At 38.0% G+C, this 22,882-nt stretch carries 26 protein-coding genes; 1 reads left to right on the top strand and 25 read right to left on the bottom strand.

Annotation, left to right across the window (positions count from 1 at the left end):
* Positions 1 to 39: 39 nt before the first annotated feature.
* The 14 genes from V7097_RS09140 to metG form a co-directional block, all read right to left on the bottom strand.
* On the bottom strand, positions 40 to 993 hold the full coding sequence (locus V7097_RS09140) for a ribose-phosphate diphosphokinase (RefSeq protein WP_335703297.1): 954 nt from the start codon (positions 991 to 993) through the stop codon (positions 40 to 42).
* A gap of 18 nt (positions 994 to 1,011) precedes the next feature.
* Complete coding sequence (gene glmU, locus V7097_RS09135) at positions 1,012 to 2,391, bottom strand: bifunctional UDP-N-acetylglucosamine diphosphorylase/glucosamine-1-phosphate N-acetyltransferase GlmU (RefSeq protein WP_335703296.1); 1,380 nt, start codon at positions 2,389 to 2,391, stop codon at positions 1,012 to 1,014.
* Between the two features lie 377 nt (positions 2,392 to 2,768).
* Positions 2,769 to 3,059: a septation regulator SpoVG gene (gene spoVG, locus V7097_RS09130; RefSeq protein WP_010285377.1), complete on the bottom strand. Its 291-nt coding sequence runs from the start codon at positions 3,057 to 3,059 to the stop codon at positions 2,769 to 2,771.
* Between the two features lie 142 nt (positions 3,060 to 3,201).
* Positions 3,202 to 3,576, bottom strand: coding sequence for a RidA family protein (locus tag V7097_RS09125; RefSeq protein WP_335703295.1), 375 nt, complete (start codon positions 3,574 to 3,576; stop codon positions 3,202 to 3,204).
* The gene (purR, locus tag V7097_RS09120) at positions 3,573 to 4,433 is read right to left on the bottom strand and encodes a pur operon repressor (RefSeq protein WP_335703294.1); all 861 of its coding nucleotides are present in this window, start codon (positions 4,431 to 4,433) and stop codon (positions 3,573 to 3,575) included. The genes V7097_RS09125 and purR overlap by 4 nt, the downstream gene beginning before the upstream one ends.
* Positions 4,434 to 4,736: 303 nt before the next feature.
* Positions 4,737 to 5,603 carry a 4-(cytidine 5'-diphospho)-2-C-methyl-D-erythritol kinase gene (gene ispE / locus V7097_RS09115; RefSeq protein WP_335703293.1) on the bottom strand — a complete coding sequence of 289 codons (867 nt, stop codon included), beginning with the start codon at positions 5,601 to 5,603 and terminating at the stop codon, positions 4,737 to 4,739.
* Between the two features lie 339 nt (positions 5,604 to 5,942).
* Positions 5,943 to 6,128: a small, acid-soluble spore protein, alpha/beta type gene (locus V7097_RS09110; protein WP_335365994.1), complete on the bottom strand. Its 186-nt coding sequence runs from the start codon at positions 6,126 to 6,128 to the stop codon at positions 5,943 to 5,945.
* Positions 6,129 to 6,282: 154 nt separating this feature from the next.
* Complete coding sequence (gene veg, locus V7097_RS09105) at positions 6,283 to 6,552, bottom strand: biofilm formation stimulator Veg (protein WP_335703292.1); 270 nt, start codon at positions 6,550 to 6,552, stop codon at positions 6,283 to 6,285.
* Between the two features lie 265 nt (positions 6,553 to 6,817).
* Positions 6,818 to 7,687: a sporulation peptidase YabG gene (gene yabG / locus V7097_RS09100; RefSeq protein WP_335703291.1), complete on the bottom strand. Its 870-nt coding sequence runs from the start codon at positions 7,685 to 7,687 to the stop codon at positions 6,818 to 6,820.
* Between the two features lie 141 nt (positions 7,688 to 7,828).
* The gene (gene rsmA, locus V7097_RS09095; protein ID WP_335703290.1) at positions 7,829 to 8,707 is read right to left on the bottom strand and encodes a 16S rRNA (adenine(1518)-N(6)/adenine(1519)-N(6))-dimethyltransferase RsmA; all 879 of its coding nucleotides are present in this window, start codon (positions 8,705 to 8,707) and stop codon (positions 7,829 to 7,831) included.
* Complete coding sequence (gene rnmV / locus V7097_RS09090; RefSeq protein WP_335703289.1) at positions 8,700 to 9,263, bottom strand: ribonuclease M5; 564 nt, start codon at positions 9,261 to 9,263, stop codon at positions 8,700 to 8,702. The genes rsmA and rnmV overlap by 8 nt, the downstream gene beginning before the upstream one ends.
* Before the next feature lie 142 nt (positions 9,264 to 9,405).
* Positions 9,406 to 10,602 carry a ubiquitin-like domain-containing protein gene (locus V7097_RS09085; RefSeq protein ID WP_335703288.1) on the bottom strand — a complete coding sequence of 399 codons (1,197 nt, stop codon included), beginning with the start codon at positions 10,600 to 10,602 and terminating at the stop codon, positions 9,406 to 9,408.
* Positions 10,603 to 10,827: 225 nt separating this feature from the next.
* Positions 10,828 to 11,595, bottom strand: a complete 768-nt coding sequence (locus V7097_RS09080; protein WP_335703287.1) for a TatD family hydrolase — start codon at positions 11,593 to 11,595, stop codon at positions 10,828 to 10,830.
* A 189-nt stretch (positions 11,596 to 11,784) separates the two neighbouring features.
* The gene (metG, locus tag V7097_RS09075; RefSeq protein WP_335703286.1) at positions 11,785 to 13,749 is read right to left on the bottom strand and encodes a methionine--tRNA ligase; all 1,965 of its coding nucleotides are present in this window, start codon (positions 13,747 to 13,749) and stop codon (positions 11,785 to 11,787) included.
* Between the two features lie 618 nt (positions 13,750 to 14,367).
* On the opposite strand from metG, the gene V7097_RS09070 reads away from it, so the two are divergent.
* Positions 14,368 to 14,652 (top strand): AbrB/MazE/SpoVT family DNA-binding domain-containing protein, encoded by a 285-nt coding sequence (locus V7097_RS09070; RefSeq protein WP_335703285.1) that lies wholly within the window; start codon positions 14,368 to 14,370, stop codon positions 14,650 to 14,652.
* 47 nt (positions 14,653 to 14,699) lie between these two features.
* Here the strand turns inward: V7097_RS09070 and rsmI are convergent, their stop codons facing one another.
* The 11 genes from rsmI to V7097_RS09015 form a co-directional block, all read right to left on the bottom strand.
* Positions 14,700 to 15,575 (bottom strand): 16S rRNA (cytidine(1402)-2'-O)-methyltransferase, encoded by an 876-nt coding sequence (gene rsmI, locus V7097_RS09065; RefSeq protein ID WP_335703284.1) that lies wholly within the window; start codon positions 15,573 to 15,575, stop codon positions 14,700 to 14,702.
* Positions 15,541 to 15,840, bottom strand: a complete 300-nt coding sequence (locus V7097_RS09060; RefSeq protein WP_335703283.1) for a GIY-YIG nuclease family protein — start codon at positions 15,838 to 15,840, stop codon at positions 15,541 to 15,543. The genes rsmI and V7097_RS09060 overlap by 35 nt, the downstream gene beginning before the upstream one ends.
* Positions 15,827 to 16,570 carry a tRNA1(Val) (adenine(37)-N6)-methyltransferase gene (locus V7097_RS09055; protein ID WP_335703282.1) on the bottom strand — a complete coding sequence of 248 codons (744 nt, stop codon included), beginning with the start codon at positions 16,568 to 16,570 and terminating at the stop codon, positions 15,827 to 15,829. The genes V7097_RS09060 and V7097_RS09055 overlap by 14 nt, the downstream gene beginning before the upstream one ends.
* A 94-nt stretch (positions 16,571 to 16,664) precedes the next feature.
* Entirely contained in the window at positions 16,665 to 17,018 is a 354-nt protein-coding gene (gene yabA, locus V7097_RS09050; protein WP_335395201.1) for a DNA replication initiation control protein YabA, read from the bottom strand.
* 13 nt (positions 17,019 to 17,031) lie between these two features.
* On the bottom strand, positions 17,032 to 17,859 hold the full coding sequence (locus V7097_RS09045) for a PSP1 domain-containing protein (protein WP_335703281.1): 828 nt from the start codon (positions 17,857 to 17,859) through the stop codon (positions 17,032 to 17,034).
* Positions 17,852 to 18,856: a DNA polymerase III subunit delta' gene (gene holB, locus V7097_RS09040; protein ID WP_335703280.1), complete on the bottom strand. Its 1,005-nt coding sequence runs from the start codon at positions 18,854 to 18,856 to the stop codon at positions 17,852 to 17,854. Before holB ends, V7097_RS09045 begins: the two co-directional genes overlap by 8 nt.
* 19 nt (positions 18,857 to 18,875) lie before the next feature.
* Positions 18,876 to 19,316: a YaaR family protein gene (locus V7097_RS09035; protein WP_335703279.1), complete on the bottom strand. Its 441-nt coding sequence runs from the start codon at positions 19,314 to 19,316 to the stop codon at positions 18,876 to 18,878.
* 18 nt (positions 19,317 to 19,334) lie between these two features.
* Positions 19,335 to 19,664, bottom strand: a complete 330-nt coding sequence (locus V7097_RS09030; RefSeq protein WP_335703278.1) for a cyclic-di-AMP receptor — start codon at positions 19,662 to 19,664, stop codon at positions 19,335 to 19,337.
* Positions 19,665 to 19,830: 166 nt separating this feature from the next.
* Positions 19,831 to 20,463 (bottom strand): dTMP kinase, encoded by a 633-nt coding sequence (gene tmk / locus V7097_RS09025; protein WP_335703277.1) that lies wholly within the window; start codon positions 20,461 to 20,463, stop codon positions 19,831 to 19,833.
* 15 nt (positions 20,464 to 20,478) lie between these two features.
* Entirely contained in the window at positions 20,479 to 21,912 is a 1,434-nt protein-coding gene (locus V7097_RS09020) for an aminotransferase class I/II-fold pyridoxal phosphate-dependent enzyme (RefSeq protein ID WP_335703276.1), read from the bottom strand.
* A gap of 123 nt (positions 21,913 to 22,035) precedes the next feature.
* On the bottom strand, positions 22,036 to 22,239 hold the full coding sequence (locus V7097_RS09015) for a sigma factor G inhibitor Gin (RefSeq protein WP_335703275.1): 204 nt from the start codon (positions 22,237 to 22,239) through the stop codon (positions 22,036 to 22,038).
* Positions 22,240 to 22,882: the final 643 nt, after the last annotated feature.

Raw genomic sequence — 22,882 nt, 5'->3', positions numbered from 1 at the left:
CTTTTTAAAAAGAAGGACTAACTCTTTCCGCTTTTCTTATCAATCAAATAGCGTGCTGACAGATTGTTGCTCATGAACACGGATAATTGCTTCACCAATTAACGGAGCAACCGAAAGCTCTTTGATTTTATCGATCTTTTTCTCTTCAGGTAAACGGATTGTATTGGTAACAACCAATTCTTTGATTTTTGAATTTTGAATACGTTCAATTGCTGGTCCTGATAAAACAGGATGTGTACAGCATGCATACACCTCTGAAGCACCGTTTTCAACTAGTGCATTTGCAGCTAATGTAATTGTTCCTGCTGTATCAATAATATCATCAATTAAAATTGCTGTTTTTCCTTCGATATTACCAACAATGTTCATAACCTCAGCCACATTTGGTCTTGGTCGACGTTTATCAATGATCGCAATTGGAGCCTTAAGTCGGTCCGCCATTTTACGAGCACGTGTAACCCCACCGTGGTCAGGAGAAACCACCACGATATCCTCCAGATTTTTGCTTTTGAAATAATCTGAGAGGATTGGTACACCCATTAGATGGTCAATTAAGATATCAAAAAAGCCTTGGATTTGTGGAGCATGAAGGTCTAATGTAATCACGCGGTCTGCCCCTGCTGTTTCTAACAAATTGGCGATCAGCTTAGCAGTAATTGGCTCACGTGCTCGTGCTTTACGATCCTGTCTTGCATATCCGTAATAAGGCATAACAATATTAATCGTCTTTGCGGATGCACGTCTTAATGCATCGATCATGATCAATACTTCCATGATATGTTCGTTTACAGGTGCACTCGTTGATTGAATGACGAAAACATCACATCCACGAATACTTTCTTCAATGTTAATTTGAACTTCTCCATCGCTAAATCGTGTGACAGAGCATTTTCCAAGCTCAACACCAATCGACTTAGCAATCTCCCCAGCCAAAGGTGCATTCGAATTCAACGAAAATACCTTTAAACTTGAGTCACGGTATTCTTTAGACATGATCTTACCCGACCTCCATTAGGAATTATTCTTTTGATCAAGACGTTCTACATAATTCTCTTTATTCACTTGACGTGCTCTTGCAATGGAAAGAGCGTTGCTTGGTACTTCACTTGTAATGGTTGAGCCTGCTGCAACATATGCTCCTTTTCCGACCGTTACCGGAGCCACTAGATTTGAATTACAACCAATAAAGGCATTATCTTCAATTTTCGTTAAAAATTTATTCTTTCCATCATAGTTTACAGTGATAGAGCCACATCCAATATTTACATTTGTGCCGACCTCTGCATCCCCAATATAGCTTAAATGAGAGGCTTTACTTCCTTCACCGAAAACAGCTTTTTTCAATTCAACAAAGTTGCCTACCTTTACTTTATCACTAATTTGCGAGGCAGGACGGATATGTGCAAACGGTCCAATCGCTACATCATTTCCAATACTACTATCATGTGCTATAGAATGACGGATTACTGTTCTTTCACCAATTTTACAGTTCTTAATTTCTGTATTTGGACCAATCTCACAATCAGTTCCAATTTCAACATCCCCGATTATCATCGTTCCAGGATGTAACACAGTGTCTGAACCAATTTTTGCATCAGCGGAAATGTAAGTATTATCAGGATCAATGATCGTTACACCATTCAACATATGATGTTTATTAATTCTTTGTTTCATTAGTTTTTCCGCTTGTGATAAGGCATAACGATCATTTACTCCAAGCGTTTCATCAAAAGAAACCGTTTGGAATGCAGACACGATTTCACCTTTGTTTTTCAGGATTTCAATCGCATCAGGAAGATAATACTCCCCTTGTACATTATCATTCGATACATTTGAAAGTGCCTCAAATAATGCTTCGTTATCGAAACAATATGTTCCAGTATTAATTTCGGTAATTGTACGTTCTTCATCTGTTGCATCTTTATGTTCAACAATGCGCTCTACATGTCCTTCTGCATTGCGGACAATTCTTCCATAGCCTGTTGGCTCTCCCGCTACAGCTGTAAGGATTGTTGCTTTTGCCCCAGCATCCTCATGCTGCTTTAGTAAGGCTTCCATTGTCTCTGCTGTAATAAGAGGAGTATCACCACAAACAACCAAAGTTACTCCCTTTTCGTTTGCTAAGTGGTTTGCTGCCTGCATTACGGCATGTGCAGTACCTAATTGCTCTGCTTGAAGAGCATATTCACTTTTATCACCAATTTGTGCTTTTACTTTTTCCGCTCCATGTCCAACGATTGTCACAAGTTTTTGTAGGGAGAGTGTTGAAATCTGATCCACTACATGTTGTACCATTGGTTTTCCACAAACAGGGTGTAGAACCTTATAAAGCTTTGATTTCATGCGTGTTCCTTGCCCTGCGGCCAAAATTACGCCATATCGATTTGTCATGTTCAGGCCTCCATATCAAATTCGCCTCGGTGAATTTGCGCCCAGATTTTTTAGGTCCACACGAGGTGGGTCACAAAGACATTACCACAGGACTTCAATCTGTGGATGCATTTTCCGCAGAAAATTACCTTTGAAAATCTGTGGCATCCGCCGGAGGCTTTGACTTTATTCTATCAAGGGTTCACCTCGACAGAATAAAGTTAAACCTTTTTATCCATTTCGAATATATCTTAAAAAGAGTCCATTTTCAAGGAAACTAACATAAGTACATGATTTTTTTGATTGGAAATTTTTATATGAGGGAAGCAGGATATATTTTGGGGATAAGAAAAAGAGCCTATCAGGATGTAGGCTCTTCGATGCTATATACGTTTATTTTAAGATGCTCCTGCTTCTTCAAACTCAACCTCTACTTCACCTAAACGGTGATACTCAGCTAGTACTGCATCTTGGATCTTTCCACGCGTACTTGAGTTAATTGGATGAGCGATATCACGAAACTCTCCATCAGGAGTACGTTTGCTCGGCATAGCAACAAATAAACCATTATTGCCGTCAATTACACGAATGTCATGAACAACAAATTCATGGTCTAACGTAATTGATGCAATCGCTCTCATTCTACCTTCAGTATTAACGCGGCGTAATCTAACGTCTGTCACTTCCATTCTGTTCACCACCTTTTTAACTATATAAAAACTTAGTTATTCATATTCAACGGAAAATCGGAAACTCCTGCTAAATATTAAATATTTTTTTAAAAAGATTCATACTTTTTTGTAAATGAACAGAATATTTGTAAAAAAAGACTTATTTCACTAGCGCAATAACTTCAATTTCAACCAAAACATCCTTAGGAAGTCTTGCTACCTCAACAGTTGAGCGAGCTGGTTTATGTCCAGCAAAGAATTCTCCATAAATTTCATTTAGTTCTGCAAAGTCGTCCATATTTTTAATAAATACAGTTGCTTTTACGACAGTATCTAATGACGCACCTGCTTCAGCCAAGACAGCTTGAAGGTTTTTAAAAACCTGTACTGTCTGTTCTTTAATTCCACCACTCACTAATTCCCCAGCCGGTGTTAACGGAATTTGGCCTGAGCTAAAAAACATATTGTTTACAATGATCCCTTGTGAATATGGTCCAATTGCTGCCGGAGCCTGGTTTGTTTGAACTTGTCTCATTCTTCTTCCCCCATCTCGTCCTCAATTTCAACTTTCTGTAGGTAGGACTCATAATTACCCACCGTTACTTTTATTTGTTTTTCCTTTACATCAACATCTGTTAACTTTACTAAGGATATGTATTCATCTACAAGTCTCTCTTCGACGTCTTCCGACTCAACGAGAACACCGATCCCTTTTAGATTCGCATTGAATTCTTCAAGAATACTGACCATTCCTTTAACAGTGCCGCCAGCTTTCATAAAGTCATCGACGATTAAAACATTAGACCCTTCCTTCAGGCTTCTTTTTGCCAATACCATCGTCTGAATCCGCTTTGTTGATCCAGAAACATAATTAATACTCACGGTAGAACCTTCCGTCACGCGATTGCCATGCCTTACAATCACTACAGGTACATCTAAGTACGAAGCAACTGCGTATGCAAGAGGGATTCCCTTTGTTGCAACTGTCATCACAACGTCAATCTCGTGATTGGAATAGATTGAAGCAAAGATTTTCCCGATATTATTCACAATTCTAGGGTCTCCAAGTATATCAGTTAAATATAAATATCCACCCGGAAGAAGCCGATCTGGATTTGCTATTACTTCACAAAGCTCATTAACAACCTTACTTGCTTCTTCTTCCCCGACCATTGGAATAAATTTCACACCACCAGCTGCTCCCGCCACAGTGATTAATGTACCAATTCCTTGTTGCTCAAAGGTCTGCTTGATAATCGCCAAATCTTCACTAATTGAGGACTTCGCAGAATCATATTTATCAGCAAAATAGGTAAGAGATACAAGGTGCTGTGGGTGTAAAAGCAAGTGATTTGTCATATCAACAAGTCTACTACTCCGTCTAAATTTCATGACTGCCTCCAAAAAACCGAATGTTTTATTGATAATATATCATTAACGTACGTTATAATCAAATACGCCTTAGCGTATTTTCTGCCCGATTTTTTTATGCCCACACGAGGTGGGTCACAAAGACGAAGACATCAGGATGTGGCACTCTTAGTCTTTGATCATATGTTCGAAAAATTGCCTTTTAAAAATCGTGGCATCCGCTGGAGGCTTTAACTTTATTCAGTTAGGTTTAAACCACCAACCGATGTATACTCTTTTACATTAATTCCCCACATATAACTAGTGTATTTCTTCTGAATAAAGTTAAACTTTATTTCGTTCACCGAGCAGTCGTACCGCATAGACCTGGTCACAAAAACCACGTAATCCGTTATAAATACGTTGCATTCTAGATTCTCTTTGAACAAGCCCAAAAACAGTTGGGCCACTCCCGCTCATTAATACCGCATCCGCACCAAATCGTTTCATTTGGTCTTTAATATGAGCCACTTCTGGATGAAGCTTTAAGGTTACGTCCTCTAAAACATTTCCAACTCGATTACAAATCCCATCAAAGTCCTTCGTTTCGATTGCCCGAATCATTCCATCCACATCTGGATGGTTAATTTGATCAATGGATAGATTTCGATATACTTCCGCTGTTGAAACACCAATTGTTGGCTTTGCTAAAATGACCCAGCAATGTGGTGGTGCGGGTAATTCTGAAATAATTTCTCCTCTACCCGTAGCGAGTGCGGTCCCTCCATAGACACAAAAAGATACATCTGAGCCAATTTCCGCACCAATTGATGCAAGCTCATCCAAACTGAGTCCTAGGTCCCAAAATTTGTTTAATCCTCGCAACGTTGCGGCCGCATCACTGCTTCCTCCAGCTAATCCTGCAGCCACTGGAATTGATTTTGTAATCGAAATGACTACACCTTTTTTCACACCATATCGTTTTTTTAGTAAATTGGCGGCTTGGTATGCCAAGTTACGACTGTCATCTGGTACAAAGCGATTATGAGAAATGACCTTAATTTCATCTCCCTCATAATCGGATAATTCAAGCCTGTCCGATAGATCAATGGTTGTCATAATCATCCGCACCTCATGATAACCATCCTGACGTTTATGTAAAACATCTAGCGCCAAATTGATCTTCGCTGGGGCTTTAACTAATAGTTTCATGAAAACACCTGCTTTAAACGTAAATTCAATATTGCCATTGTACCATAAAGTAAACATGGTAAAACAGTGATACAAAAGTGTCTGTACTGTTTTTTATGAAATTTGTATATAATGACCTTTTACCTATATAAAGAAAGCCGAAGCAATTCTGCTTCGGCGTCGTAGTTCAAAGACCTGTTTTAGAGGATGTTTAAAAAGTGCGGTGAATATGACGCATCGAATTTCTGCGTTGGCTTGCTTCTCCGTTCCTCACGTATTAACTGCATACGCTCCGGTACTCAAAGCTGCACCGCCTTGAAATTCTCGGTCCTCTTCATCCTCCTTTTTAAATACACACTCTTATTGGTTCTGTCCTTTATTGGCAAGCTGTTGTTGTCCAATTTCAATTGCACGTTTTACCATATTTCCAGCATCACGTGATCGGATTGCACCCCAACCTTCATTTTTAACGGTATCGTAAAACCCGAGTTCTTTTGCTAATTCTTCTTTAAAAGCTTCTGACATGATACCACGACGTCTTCCCAATAACTACAACCCCTTTCTTCATCTACGACATTCATAGGGTTAGTTATAGTAACAAATAATATCCTATTTCATCTTTTTTAAACAAAAAACGTAGTACTTTATACTAAAGTACTACGTTTTTTTGAAAAAATAAAAAAGCAGCAAACAATGAAGTCTACTGCCCACTTATAGCTACGTTCCCGGATGTCTCTTCAAAGAAGGTTAATTGAACGGTTTCTGTAAGGATATCAGCATAGCTGTATGAAACCCGCTCAAAGGAATTCTCATCCTGGTCTAGTTCAATTACAAATACAGAGGGGTACGTTTCAGCGAGCACTCCTGATCGCTCAATTGTCTTTCTACGACCACCATTTGCCTTTAATGTAAGTCGCTTACCTAAATTCGTATCTAGAGACCGTTTAATATCAAGCAAAGTTTTTGCCATTTCACTCCACCTCACTATGTATTAGTATACCAAAATAAACGCCGAACGTCAAACAAAACTAAAATTATAACAATGATACAAAATACTTGTCAATGAATTTTTTCCTACAAATTTTTCAGCACACAACCAATAGTATGTTCAAAAGTGTAGCCAATATGTATATAAATCAAGATTTCTTTTCATCGACAAAATTTTTACCCTCTATAATATGTAATAAAATACCAAGAGGATCTCTAGCGTTACGTCGTTAGAGATCCCCAATCCCCTAATCATCAACCAATTTTTGATAAGGCATACCAGTTCGTAATACACCCTTTGTTTCAATCCCACCTAAGCCTTTTTCTCCTGTTAATGTATTGCGGAGAACATCCCATACATGGATTCTTTCATCAAATGGCGTAAAACTAATTTTCGCTACAATATATACAGGGTCTAAGGCGTGTATATTGACTCTAGACGGTGAACTTGCATAATTTGCCCCCGCCCGTATCAAAGATTCAAAATGTGACTGACAGGCGCCTGCAAAGATGACAAGCTGATCTAAATGTGGAAATCTTTTTCTAGCTTGTCGAACTGTTTGAGCAAAATGTCGGGAATGTCGGTACGCTTTTAGCTCCGTAACCTTTCCCTTTGATTTAGAATAAGCATCATGACCTGTTATAACTAGAATATCGGGTCTATATCTATCAAGTAATTCATCAATCCTTTCAGGCATTTCCCTTTCATGACAGTGAAACCCATATACTGGAACACCAATTTTTTCATATAACGCAAGGCACTTATTTAGATAGTTGGGGTCACCATCAATATGCAGAACTCTTCCTGGGATTTGAAAAAACTCTGCATCATTTGAATACCCACCTGTAGCATGGTATTCACTTTTTTGTCTAACTAACTGATAATCTTGTCGAAATAGTCGATAGGAATGATCCACTTTTTCCCGATCTGTTCGTTTCCTTTCTAGTCTTTCATCCTCGTCAACTAGGACTAAGTCATCATACGGAGCATCTGCAATTAACCTTACATCCTCACCATATAAATTAACAGTTTGGTCATGTGTTATTTCTGTTACTTTGAACAATAAGTCAAACTGATGTGATTTTCGTGCAACAAAATCGCCAACTTTTATATCCATCCTCACCCACTCCAACTTTCGAGGTTATTTCCGCTATTGAGATGCCTTCTTGTTAGCCTATGCAGCATAACGCAATGTGGTGAGGAGAAAGGAGGCAGACATTTTGATATAGAAAAAAGGACCTACTGCAACATTAAGCCCTTAGTTTAATGTTTTATATAATTCATCACTTAGACGCCCAAATTCCTCAATCGATAGGGTTTCCCCACGGCGTCTTGGGTCAATATTTGAAGTGGCTAAACAGCCCTCAATTGCCTCTTTATTTGCCTTTCCATTTGGCAGATTAGAGGTCAAGTTATTTAAGATTGTCTTTCTCCTTTGTCCAAAAGATGCACGAACAACATCAAAAAAGAAGGACTCATTTTCTACTTTAACAGCAGGTTCCTTTCTTTTTAACAAACGTATTACTGCTGAATCCACATTTGGCTGGGGAACAAATACGGTTTTAGGAACCGTCATGACTGTTTCAGCGGTTGTGTAGTATTGGATGGCAATCGACAAGGAGCCGTAATCCTTTGTACCAGGCACAGCTGAAATCCGGTCTGCCACTTCCTTTTGAAGCATAACAACAATTCCCCTTAATGGGAGGTTTTCTGTTAGCAACTTCATAATTATTGGCGTTGTTACATAATAAGGGAGATTAGCGACTACCATGATATCATCGATTCCCTGCATTTTTTCATTTATGACAGACTCGACATCTGCCTTTAAAACATCTTCATGGATAATTTCGACGTTTGGATACGGAGATAGGGTGTCTGCTAAAATCGGTAAAAGTCGCCCATCAATTTCAAATGCAACAACTTTTTTCGCTCGCTTAGCAAGCTGCTCAGTTAACGCACCAATCCCTGGTCCAATCTCGATCGCAGCTGTTTCTTCTGTAACTTCCGCATGGTCAACGATGCGATGTAGTATATTTGTATCAATTAAAAAGTTCTGTCCTAAGCTTTTCTTAAAAGAAAAACCATGCTTTTCTAAAATAGCTCTCGTTCTAATAGGTGTGGCTATATCTTTAATCACTTTGCCTTTCCCCCTGTAATACTTTTTCAACGGCCTGGTCAAATGCCTCTTTTGTGATTTGGAACATCTGTAGACGCTTATAAAGCTGTTTTCCGTTAGTATAACCAATTTTTAAAAGAACGCCTAGCTTTTCCCTTCGTTTCTTCGCCTTGCTTCCACCAATTAATCCTGCGTCCACTAGGGCGTCAAATTCAATTTCCGAGTGAAAGTCTTCCTGTTCTTGTTTTACGTCCGCTAAGGCCTTCCTAATCGCCTCTGGAGTGGCATGTTCAACGCCTACCTTTTTACCTGACTTTGCAAGTGCCTCATTTTTAGGTAAAAACGCATGCTTACATCCTGGAGCGGCTTTTGCGACGATTTTACGAATTCGTTCACCTGGGTAGTCCGGGTCTGTAAAAACAATAACTCCTCTCACTTCATGAGCATGTTTAATTCGTTCTAGCACTTCTTTATTAACGGCTGAACCGTTTGTTTCAATTGTATCGGCATTGACAGCCCGCTTAATCGCAACAGTGTCATCTTTTCCTTCCACAACAATTATTTCTTTTATTTTCATTTTTTTTGAAACCTTTCTCGATTTATTTCGTCTAACAATATAGATACAAATATTACATAATTATAACAAAAAAGACATAAGCATAAAAATAGAGGAAAAAGACATAAAAAAACAGAGGAGAATCTCCTCTGTTGAACGCAAGTTAATTTAAGATTTGAATTTTGACCTTTCGTTGCCCCCAACGATAGGCTTGTGATTTCTCGGAGAAAAAGACATCAATCTTATGACCTTTAATCGCGGTACCCTTGTCAGCAGCTACTGCATAGCCATATCCTTCGACATATACTTTTGTACCTAAAGGAATGATACTTGGATCAACTGCAATAACCTTAACATTTGGATTTGCACGAAGATCCAAACCTGTAGCAGTTGTACCTGAACACCCGCTACAATAAGCTGTATATGCTGTAGAAGATACATAGAATTCGTTTGCTACATTAGCTGTACCACGGGAAACCTGTTGCACGATTTCACGTGTACCAACTGCAACAACCTTATCCTTGCTATCCGTTAGGCTTTCTGTTTTAGTTAGCTCTCTTGAAACTTCTTTTCCATTCTCAAGAACAACTTCATAGTGTTTTGCAACTTTACCCTCTTGACCAGGAGTTACAACCTTTTCTTTGCCTTTATCAATGCTGTTGTCTTTTTTCCGAACAACTGCAAAGGCAACTGATTCTTCCACTACATCGGTGACTTTTTCTACTCGTACAACATTAACGACACTATTTGCTGTAATCTGTTCTTCCATCCCTGGCTCTACGCGATCCAATTCATTTAGTGCAACATTTTGACCTTTTAAAAAGTCAGCGACAGTAGTCGAAGTGGACCAAACTTGACTTTCAGTTCCGCCGTCATTAAGCGTAAGTTGAAATGCCCTTTCAACTTCTACTTTTATATCTTTTGTTAACTTTGTATCTAAACTCGGATTGACTTTATCGTGCTCCGTTATTTCTACCTTCTCATCTTTGAAAAGATCTCCCACGGTTTTGACTGTTGTCCAGACCTTTTGTGGTTGGTTATCGACAACAAGCTCAACTGGAATGGCCTCTTGCCACGACACCTTCATATTATTCTTGATTGCCGTATCCATAGATGGTGAAAGCTCGTCATGCTTTGAGACATCAATCTCTAAATCCTGTAGAACTTCAGCAACCGTGTTTGCGTGCGTCCTTATAACTTGCTCATTTCCATTTAATGATAGTGTAACTGTATCCTTAGTGGTTTCATATGCAGCATATCCTGTACCAGTACCTGCTAATACTATAAAACTACTTATCGCGACTATTAATCTCTTTTTGTGCTTCGACTCGGAAAACAGTTTTTTCATGTTTTTAAGCAAATGAAAAACGCCTCCTTCTCTCAGTGGATTATATAAAGGATATATTAATCTGTCAACCCCACCCCTTTTTTACGTCACCGTTGTAAAATATTATGCAAGAAGAGTTTTTAAAAAGGAAGGATTAGTTGTCGACAAAGATATATATGAGACGAAGGAGACATGTAGAACTTTTTCTAATCAACTTATTATAGGACAAGCTACCCTATTTTCTGACAAAAATTGCTATCATTTTATGCCGAAAAATCGCTTCGCATTGTCGGACGTTTTTTCGGCAATTTCCTCAAATGAGACCCCTTTTAGCTCTGCAATTTGCTCTGCTACATATTTCACATAGCTTGGTTCATTTCGTTTTCCCCGAAAAGGATGTGGAGTTAAATAAGGACAATCCGTTTCAATTAAAAGGCGATCCAGTGGAATTTCTGCTGCCACTTCTTTTGGTTTTTTCGCATTTTTGAAGGTCACAGGGCCACCAAATGATATGTAAAAATTCATGTCGATGCATTGTTTGGCAACTTCGATACTACCAGTAAAGCAGTGCATAATCCCTCCCACTTCACTGGCATTCTCTTCTTGTAGAATCTCGATAATATCAGCTGTTGCTTCTCGATTATGAATAATAATAGGTAGTTTTACTTTCTTTGCTAAACTGATTTGTTTTCTGAAGACTTCCTTTTGAATATCCTTCGGAGACTTATCCCAGTGGTAATCAAGACCCATTTCTCCTAATGCCACAACCTTTGGATGGGCACTAAGCTCTTCAATCCACTCGAGGTCTTCATCCGTCATATCAATCGCATCAACGGGATGCCAACCGATTGTTGCATAGATAAATTCATATTGATCCGCTAATTCAATCGCTCTTGTGATCGTTTCGCGGTCAAAACCGACGACTACAATTCTTTCTACACCTTCACTAAGTGCTCTTTCGATTACTTCATCTAAATCGTCTTGATACTGTATCGCATTTAAATGTGCATGTGTATCAATTAACATCATACAGACTCCTTTATTACTGAATTTTCGTATGTAAAAAGGACAGATAGCTCTGTCCTTTTTCGTGTCTAGCTCCAGGCGCCATCGGCTCGAGGTCATAAGCCAATCGCTTCGGAAGGTAAAATGCACCTTCTGTCAGCGCTCGTCTTGTGCTTGTCGCCGATAAGCGGGCGCCTTACGCTTTTCTTGTTATTTAACTTTAGCTCCATTTGGTAGGCTTTGATCAATCGTTGCGACCGATAGTTTTCCATCAACAGATCCTGCTAGAATCATACCTTGTGATAGCTCACCGCGAAGTTTTACAGGTTTAAGGTTCGTCACACAGATCACCTTTTTACCTACTAGTTCTTCAGGAGTATAATACTGTGCAATACCAGAAACAACCTGGCGCTTTTCAAAGCCTAAATCTAATTGAAGCTTTAAAAGCTTATCAGCCTTTTTCACTGGCTCTACTTGAAGCACTTGCGCAACACGAAGCTCAACCTTCATGAAATCATCGATTGTGATTTCATCAGCTTGTTCAACTTCCTTTACATGCTCTTCCTTTACAGGCTCTTCTTTTTTCGTACCACCCTGCATTTTTTCCTTAATATATTCAACTTCGTCGGCAATTTCTAAACGAGGGAAAATCGGCTCACCCTTTGTAACCTGAATGCCTTCTGACTTAATTCCAAATTGAGTTAAGCTTTCCCATGTTTTCAATGCATCATCTTTAATACCTAGTTGTGCAAAAATTTCTCCTGGAGTTTTAATTAAGAATGGTTCAAGCATAATGGCTGCAAAGCGTAGAGATTCCGCTAAGTGACTCATGATAGAACCTAATTCATCTATTTTCGCTTCATCTTTTGCAACAACCCATGGCTGAGTCTCATCAATGTATTTATTTGTACGGCTTATAAACTGCCATAGGGCTGTAAGTGCAACAGAAAACTCCATTTTCTCCATTGCCTCTTCGTATTTTGCAACAGTTTCCACAGCGAAATTCGCTAACTGAGTATCATACTCTGATCGATTTCCTTGATAAGCTGGAATTTTACCATCAAAATATCGCCCAATCATCGCTACAGTTCGATTTAGTAAGTTTCCTAAGTCATTTGCTAAATCAAAATTGATTCTTTCAACGAATCCTTCTGGGGTAAATACACCATCAGCACCAAAAGGTACCTCACGTAATAGGTAATAACGTAGAGAATCAAGTCCATAACGATCAATTAATGTGACTGGATCAACGACATTTCCCTTTGATTTTGACATTTTGCCATCCTTCATTAACAACCAACCATGGGCAAATACTTTTTTCGGCAATGGTAGGTCCAATGCCATCAGCATAATTGGCCAATAGATCGTATGGAAACGAACGATTTCCTTTCCGACTAAATGAACATCAGCTGGCCAATATTTTTGGTATTTAGTATCATCTTCTGTACCGTAACCTAAAGCTGTAATATAGTTTGATAGCGCATCAATCCATACGTAAATTACATGCTTTGGATCACCAGGTATTTTAATTCCCCAATCAAAGGTTGTTCTTGATACAGCCAAATCCTCAAGTCCAGGCTTAATAAAGTTATTAATCATTTCATTTTTACGGGACTCGGGCTGGATGAATTCAGGATTTTCTTCATAGTACTTAAGCAAGCGATCTGCATACTTACTCATTTTAAAGAAATAAGATTCTTCCTTCACCTTTTCAACTGGACGGCCACAGTCTGGGCAATTTCCATCGACTAATTGTCTTTCGGTAAAGAAAGATTCACAAGGCGTACAATACCAGCCCTCGTATTGATCAAGGTAGATATCTCCTTGTTTTACTAGTTGATCAAAAATCATTTGAACAACTTTTTTATGTCGATCTTCCGTTGTACGGATAAAATCATCGTAGGAAATCTCAAGTTTCTTCCATAGTTCTTGAATGCCTGATACAATCTCATCAACATATTCTTGTGGCGTTACACCTTTTTCCGCTGCAGAACGTTGGATTTTTTGACCATGTTCATCAGTTCCTGTTAAAAACATTACATCATATCCACGTAGTCTTTTATATCGAGCCATAGCATCCGCTGCTACAGTTGTATAAGCGTGTCCTATATGTAATTTCCCACTTGGATAATAAATGGGTGTGGTTAAATAAAAAGTTTTATTCTCTTGAGCCATCGGTAAACCTCCTCTTAATCAAATGCGCCTTGGCGTATTTGCGCCCAGATTTTTTCGAGCTTGCTCGAAAAACTTCCTTTGAAAATCTGAGGCATCCGCCGGAGGCTTAACTTTTTTCAATAAAGGTTGCCCCCGCAGAATTGGATACATTTATTGTGTTCGTCCTACAAAATTTTAGAGTGAAAAAAGTTATAGCCCGAATAAGCAAGACATTCCTATTCATCTATTCCTATTATATCTTCAAAATATACCTAAAGCACAAGTGGAATGTCAATTTATAGAGATTTATATACGTATGTATTATAAGAAACAATTCAACACATCTTTTTTTCGACAAAATTCGGTTGGTTTTTGTAGAATTTTGTCGAAAATATTCTACGTTTTTTCCACTATTATGGTACAGACTTTTTCAAAAAATATAGTAGATTGGTAATGTAAAGACCTCATAAAACCCTTCTGTTATACGACACCACGTACCATTTTTATACATATTTTAAAAGAATTGTAGTTAAAATGATTGACGTTAAATGGAAATCTTGATATTATTATCTAGAAATCAATTTGTCGAAAATTGACGATAAAGAGAGATAAATAGAAATATTGAGAGGAGAAAAACAAATGAAATCTACAGGTATTGTTCGTAAAGTTGACGAATTAGGTCGTGTTGTTATTCCTATCGAGCTTCGTCGTACATTAGACATCGCTGAAAAGGATGCTCTTGAAATCTATGTTGACGATGACAAAATCATTTTAAAGAAATACAAGCCAAATATGACTTGCCAAATTACAGGTGAAATCTCTGATGATAATTTCACTCTAGGTAATGGTAAGATTGTTCTTAGCCGTGAAGGTGCTGAACAAATCCTTAAAGAACTTCAAGATAACCTTACAGTTGTAAAATAATAGATGTTATGAAAAAAGCTTCTCATCCTGAGAGGCTTTTTTCATTTTTACAAACCATGATATTCTTGGTAAATTTCTCTCTTTTGCTGTTTTCGGTCTTTTGCAACTTGTTTAATTGCCTCTTTTGTTGTCATGGACCCGGACTCCACATAGTGGTTAACATGTTGTTCGATTGATAGTTCTTCCCACCAGACCTCAGCAAGGTCGTCTTCACTAAGATGAGTTCCCTCCACAACAAGACAAAACTCTCCGCGAACCGTATCCTCCTCTGTCCACGCAAGAACCTCATCCAGGTCTCCACGAATAAACTCTTCAAACTTCTTCGTTAATTCTCTAGAAACCGTTATTTTGCGATTTCCAAGTACCTCTCTCATGATCTTCAGTGTTTCTTTTAAGCGATGTGGTGCTTCATAAAAAAGCATCGTTGCTTGAATATGTCCTAAGCCTTCCAACTGTTTTCGTTTTTCTTTCTTATTTCGGTCTAGAAAACCGTAAAAATAAAAGGGTTGCGTACTAATTCCGGAGGCAATTAAAGATGTTAATGCAGCATTCGCACCCGGAAGTGGCACAACATACATTTGTTCCTGAACCGCCTCGACAACTAGTTCGTAGCCTGGATCAGAAATCGTAGGCATGCCTGCGTCACTTACGAGTGCCACATCTTTTCCTTCTCGTAATATAGTTAGGATTTTATCCCCGCTCACCTTTTTATTATGTTCATGATAACTAATCACAGGTGTTTCAATTTCAAAGTAATTGCAAAGCTTTTTTGTTTGTCTTGTATCTTCTGCTGCAATAAAAGCAGATTCTTTCATTATTTTAATTGCGCGGAAAGTCATATCCTCCAAATTCCCAATTGGAGTTGGAACGAGATATAAGGTTCCATATTCATAATTTGGTTGAAAGCTTTTTTGCTGCCACATATCGCTCCTCACTTTCCATTGCCAGTATCTGTTCCTTCTCAGGCCGCTTTAATTGTTTAAATCTGTATTCTGCACGCATCGCTTCTTCTTTCGTTTCAAATTCCTGAGCAAATAATAGTGTAATCGGGCCTCTTCCTCTTGTATATTTGGCTCCTTTTCCCTCATTATGCTTTTTCATTCTTTGTTGAACATCTGTTGTATAACCTGCATAATAGGTTCTATCCTTGCACTCCACGACATAAAAATAGTGCTTATTCGTCTCCATAGAGAATGGTCCTTATCTCTTTTGTATACTCATTATGTTCATCGTATACATATAGTGGAGGTAAAATTTTCAAATCTGCATTTCCCTGTTTGATTCCTTCAACTAAAATGGTATTTGCCTCTTTTCCGAGTCTTGGATGGACAAATTGCAAACGCTTTGGCTCAATTTGGTAATGTCTCATTAAGGTAAGAATATCCATTAATCGACCTGGGCGATGAACTAATGCAACCTTACCTCCTTGCCTAACCAATTGGCTACTTACACGGACAACATCTTCTAATGTACAAAAAATTTCATGTCGAGCAATCGCAAGGTGTTCATTTTTATTGATATTATCGTCTTTTGGCGATGGAAAATATGGAGGATTACAGGTCACAACATCATATTTTCCATGACCCAGCTTTTCTGGCATGTCCTTAATATCCCCGTGAATAATCGAAAGCTGATTTGAAAGTTCATTGTACTCAATGCTACGTTTTGCCATATCATAAATACGATCTTGAATTTCAACACCTGTAATCTCTGCCTTTGATCTCCTGCTTAATAATAATGGGATGACACCATTGCCTGTACACAAATCAATGATTTTTCCTTTTTGAATCGGTACATACACAAATCTTGCTAAAAGCACCGTATCCAATGAAAAAGCAAAGACAGAAGGGCTTTGGATGATTCTTAAATTCTCTGCTAACAAATGATCTAATCGTTCATCATCATGTAATTGAACCATTGCATTATTTTTCCTTCCTTACAGTTATGTTATCTATGTATCATTATAAGGCTTTTCCATAGAATTGAAAAAGTCCTCCCCTGTTGGAAAGGACCTATTTCTTATTTAAAAAGGAGAGACAAAATAAGCAGTCGCCATCAGAACGAACACTTCCATAGTGAACATTACAAATGTGGAAGCCCTCCTGATAAAGTCTAGCTAAATTATCATATCCTTCACCGATATCAACTAGCCTAGCTTCTTGTAAAGCTTTATCATTTTTTTCTTCTTTTTTCTTAGAAATGGATTGATCAAGTCGGCGACGTAAAAGGTCATTCTCCATTTTTAGATTGTGATTCTCTTCAAGTAATTGCCCAAGATGTTCTTTTAATTCTCCTAGCTGAGTATACAGATTTCCAATTTGAGTCTCCATACTACTAACAGATTCAAAAATATCTTTTTTATCCACGCACTCCACCTCGTCATTCTGTGGCTTGAATCGAAATCGCTCCTTCTTTCAGTAGTTCCTCCCACGTATATTCGACAACTCGTTCACGGCCAATTAATTCTAGCTGAAGTACTCGTTCTAAAATATTGAGTCCAACAACCTTCCCAGTTCCACTTGTTGTTTCAATCATATCGCCGAGGTCTGGAAGCTGTTCCTTTGCACTTTCGTATTCATCATTCTCATATTTTAGACAGCACATTAAGCGACCACATAAACCTGATATTTTAGTAGGGTTTAACGAAAGGTTTTGATCTTTTGCCATCTTAATTGAAACCGGCTCAAAATCACCTAAGAAGGTTGAGCAACAAAGCATTCTTCCACATGGACCAATTCCACCTAGCATTTTGGCTTCATCACGTACACCAATTTGTCTTAATTCAATTCTTGTACGGAAGATTGCCGCTAAATCCTTCACTAATTCACGGAAATCAACACGTCCATCTGCTGTAAAATAGAAGATTACTTTATTTCTATCAAACGTATATTCTACATCAACAAGCTTCATATCAAGGCTATGCTCTACTACTTTTTCCTGGCATACATCATACGCCTCTTTAGCCGCTGCTTTATTTTCTTCTACAATTAATTTATCCTTTGAATCCGCAATGCGGATAACCTTTTTCAATGGAAGTACGATGTCATTTTCATCGACTTGCTTTTTATTTATAACAACCTTGCCAAATTCAATTCCTCTAACCGTTTCGACAATGACATATTCGCCATCGGGAATTGTAAAACCATTTGGATCAAAGTAATAGATTTTACCCGCTTTTTTAAAGCGTACACCAACTACATCATACAAGCTTATATCCCTCCTGTAACTTTATTACCAATTGCTCCATTAATAAATGTGGGTTCATGTTGGTGTATAGGCGACGTTTCGCCTCTAATACCGCTGCTATTTGATCACTCACACGTCTTGTTGACGTCTGAAGTGCATGTTGTTTTAAGCTAGTAATCTGGTCATGAAAAATAAGCTTTTCTTCATCACCAAGCTGTATATATAATAAATCTTTAAAAATAAGCAATAATATATCTAAACCAAAGCTAAGCTGCTCCTTCTCTTTAAAATGCGGCAACCATTGGTCCTGCAGAAAAAAGAAAGCATGAGTTGGCCTTGTATGGATTACTTCATATAATTGTAACACTATTGAACGGGACTGTCCAAACCAAGCATCCTCGCTTAATTCACGAGCTTCCTCTAAATTATTGGTTGTATGTGCAACAAGTAAAGCAATCGTAGGTGATATTCCTTCATCGATTAGCCGCTCAGAAATGACCTTTGGAGCGAGTGGCTGAAACGATAAAACCTGGCATCGGGATAAAATCGTATTTAAGATCCGATGGATTTGTTCAGTTAACAAAATCGCCACTGTTTGACTTGTCGGCTCTTCTAGGAATTTCAACAAACTATTTGCGGCATTTGTTGTCATTTTATCAGCATGATTAATCAAATACACTTTACGATTTGACTCTACACCCGTTTTTGAAAACTCTTCTTGTAATGCTTGGATTTGCCACTTTTTAATCGATTGACCATCTGGCTCAATGACATGGACATCGGGGTGGTTTCCCGATGAAATCCTGCGGCAATTTGTACATTCATTGCACGGTCTATACCCATTTGGATGCTGACAGAAAATACTTTTAGCCAAAAGAAAGCCTACTTCCTTTTTGCCCGTCCCTCGGCTTCCCTCAAATAAGTAAGCATGGGCCACTCTGTTCTTCTTGAGACTATTTTCAACCATTTTTAGGACAAGTGGTTGATATTCCTGAAGTTGTTCCCATGTTTTTCCCACCATATATCACTCTTTCAAATCACGTATATAAGTTAATTAATAGTCCTTTTATTAATCCAACTTTTCCGAGAATATCGATTGACCCTTTTTCTTGGTTAACCATTTGTTCAGTTAAATCCAAAAGTTCCTTATCGATTTCCTCAACAAGCTTATGTGTTCTCCCTTGTCCATTAAAGTTCCAGCTGTGGGACTCTTTAACATCCATCCCATACTCTACAGCCTCATGGATAAAGCGTTTCACAAGGGATTTATAGGAAGCCAAATCCTGAAAAGTTTGAGAGCGAGAGAGTCGCTCTCCCGCCATGTCAATTTGAGAAAGTAGCTTCGTCAATTGTTCCATTTGAAGCTTATTTCCTTCTTGATGAACAATTTTGCTAAAAGTAAGATTGCCCGAAACTTTATTAGATGTGTTTTGCTGATTTTTATCTATATTGACACGAAAATCCTGGTTTATTTTCATGAAGAATAAAACACCTACTTAAAATTGATGGAACTCGTCAATCGGTAACACAAACACCGTAGCGCCACCCACTTCAACCTTCACTGGGAATGGAACAAAGGAATCTGCATTGCCACCCATTGGTGAAACAGGGGCAATCATTTGCTCCCGATGTTTGCAATTATCCTTGATAATATCTAATAATTTATTTATACGGATGTCCTCTGTACCTACAAGAAACGTAGTATTACCTGATTTTAGAAAACCACCTGTTGTAGCAAGCTTTGTTGCTCTAAAATTATGTTCAACTAATGCCTGTGACAAACGGTTGCTGTCCTTATCCTGTACAACTGCAACGACTAGCTTCATCATATTGCCTCCCTTTATTTTATCACTTTTATGTGTTCCTTCATATTACGAAATTTGGTAACTATATGTGCAAATGTCCATTAGTTGTCTTTATTCTATACCAAATATAGCCAGAACGAAAAGAAAAACCTCAAAAATCATCAGACTTTTGAGGTAATTCGAATGATTAGGCTTTATTTAAATGTTTTTCAATCATTTCAAGTGCTTCCTTCGTTACTGTTTCGATTGAATTCTCTGCATTAATCGTGTGGAACCGGTCCTTAAAACGATCTGCAACCATTAGATATCCTTCATACACCTTTTGGTGAAAGGAAAGCTTCTCTAGATCAAGGCGGTTAACTTCTCTTTCATCATTCTTTTTAATTCTTGTTAGTCCTTTTTCAGGCTGAATATCAAAGAAAAGGGTAAGCGAAGGCATAAGCCCATTAATAGCAAATTCATTAATCGATAAAACCTCATCAATTCCTAGCTCTCGCGCATACCCCTGATATGCCAGTGAGCTATCAACAAATCGATCACACAGGACTATTTTTCCTTCTTCTAAAGCTGGGATAACTTTCTCAACTAAATGCTGACGGCGAGAAGCAGCGTATAAAAGCGCCTCAGTACGTCCATCCATTTTCGTATTGTTCTTATCTAAAATGACAGAACGAATTTGTTCTGCTATATCAATTCCACCTGGTTCTCTAGTGGTAACGACATCATATCCTTTTTTTGAAAGCTCTTCCTGAAGTATTCCTAATACGGTTGTTTTACCCGCACCCTCAGGTCCTTCAAATGTTATAAAATAACCTGCCAATTCTTTTCAAGCTCCTTACATATCTAATATCTTTATATACTTTCCCTTCATGTCCCCACCTTGGAAATGTGCACCTGTCTCAATATAGGTAGTAAGGATTTCAATGTGTCGTTCAGTTACACATTCTCCTTCCATTAAGACAGGAATCCCTGGGGGGTACGGTATAATCATTTCTCCGGAAATGTTTCCAATTGCATCTTCAAACGAAACAACCTTTTTATTGTACACTTTTATTTGATTATAACAAAGTTCAAGAGTGGAAACTGTCTTTCCTTCATCATGTAAATCAATAAATTTACGTTTAATCGGCGAATATTCCTGAACAGCACAACTTATTTTACTAAAAATTTCATCAGCATCAAAGCCCTCTGATAATGGCAACACAAAAAGCACATTGTTTGGGTCTGCCATTTCGGTAAAAAGGCCTTCTTTTTCAAAGGAACTTTGTAGCTCATATCCATTTAGCTCACATTGAGATTGGATAGTAAGCTTTAATAGGTCTGTTTGGACGTCTTGGTTTTTCGAAGTCACAACCTTTATTTGTGGTATTGCTTCGAGCCTATTAGTAAAAGCAGTAATTTTTTCAATGATTTTGTTCGGACCCTTTTCCTTCATAGTAGCAAGATAATGCCTAGCAAGATCAAGTGAGGCCATAATTGGATAGGATGGACTACTTGATTGCAAAATTTGCAGGTATGACTCGACCTCTTCATTTTGAATGAAATTACTATTTAGATGTAATAAGGAGCCCATTGTCATCGCTGGGAGAGTCTTATGCGCAGAATGCACGACAATATCAGCACCTAAAGAAACAGCTGAAGAAGGAAAACCTTTTAACATAAAATGAGCTCCATGTGCTTCATCAATTAATACTGCTGCTCCTTTTTCATGTGCATATGTAATAATCTGGGCCAATTCATTTGGATTCACCATTCCATAATAGTTGGGACTCGTTAAGATAACAGCTTTAATTTGTTTGTATGTATCAAATGCCTCTTTTACTGTTGTAAAGGAAACATAGGAGGCAGCCTGCACTTCATTATCATACGTCTGATGAAGAAAAACAGGTCGAGCTCCTGCCATCTTTAACCCATTTAAAATGGATTTATGGGAATTTCGTTGCACAAGAACAATATCATTTTCAGAACATGACGCAAGAATCATTGCTAAATTTCCCACCGTCGAACCATTTACTAAAAAGTAGCTTTTTTCGACCCCATATAAATCTGCCACTAACTCTTGAGCTTCCAAAATGGCCCCTTCAGGATGATGCAGATCATCGAGTCCAGTTAATTCTGTTGCATCAATTTCTAATACTTTATGAAAATAGGTATAACCCCTACTTGAAAATACTTGTCCGTATTTATGACCTGGTACATGCATCGATTGAGGTCTTAACTTCACATGACCATCGAGTGCATCAAACAATGGCGTTTGTTGTTGTTTCATAGTTATATATACCTTTCTTATGTACTAACCTTATTATAAAACAAAAAAAGGGACCTATACTACTAGGTCCGACAACAACTTGAGATTGCCCCTAACGCGAAAGCAATTCCAAGCGGTTTGAAACTATGAATATATCTCTGGGGTAGTAACCTTTTTAAGCCTATCTAAATAAAATTGATACTTAAGATCATTTGTTTCCGTACGGATTATGTCTTGTTCACAATCCAAACAAATGAATCTTGTATAAAGGTGTATGCCTCTCTTTTTCTCTTGCTCACATATAATACACGTTTCCCCATAATGATTTCTATTTGCGAGTGAACTCATTGCCTCCACCTCCATACACATATTTTGCCCGGATTCATCAAAATGTATACACAATTATAAAAATAACGAACAGTTGTAATTTAGTTTATTTAGTAATCTATGAAGTTCGGGAGCTAGTTTGTGTATGTCTTAGTTTAAAAAAGTTTTAACTAATATGGAAATTTGTGGTATATCAATTAGCAAATTTGCGGTTATTTCGCTGGGTCGTATACCCTTTAGCGTGTTTGCGGTGTATCATTTATTGTTTTGCAGCTCCGCGATATATCGTTTATGCCGTTTGCGGTATATCATTTATTGTTTAGTAACTGAGCGATATACCGTTTAAGCCATTTACGGTATACCATTTCTTGTTTTTCGGCTGGGTGATATATCGTTTATGTCGTTTGCGGTATATCATTTATCGTTATTCGACTAGAAGATATATCGTTTATGGTACGTTACCCTTTTTTACAATTCAATCATCAAATAGGAATGATTAAGCACTTTGCCTTACTCTTCTCTACATCCCAATTAAAAAACGGGTACGATTCCAGAGTTTTCGTTACTTTTATAACAACTTTAATCGCGAAATGGTCACGAATCCTGAATTAATCTTTAAGGCAACAAAAAAAGACCAACCATATCGGCTGATCTTTTGTTTGCC

Origin of the sequence: Bacillus sp. JJ1562 (assembly GCF_036962705.1) — a bacterium.
Taxonomy (GTDB): Bacteria; Bacillota; Bacilli; order Bacillales; family Bacillaceae_L; genus Ferdinandcohnia.
The sequence above is the reverse complement of the archived record's forward strand: the minus strand, read 5'-3'. Positions and strand labels throughout refer to the sequence as shown.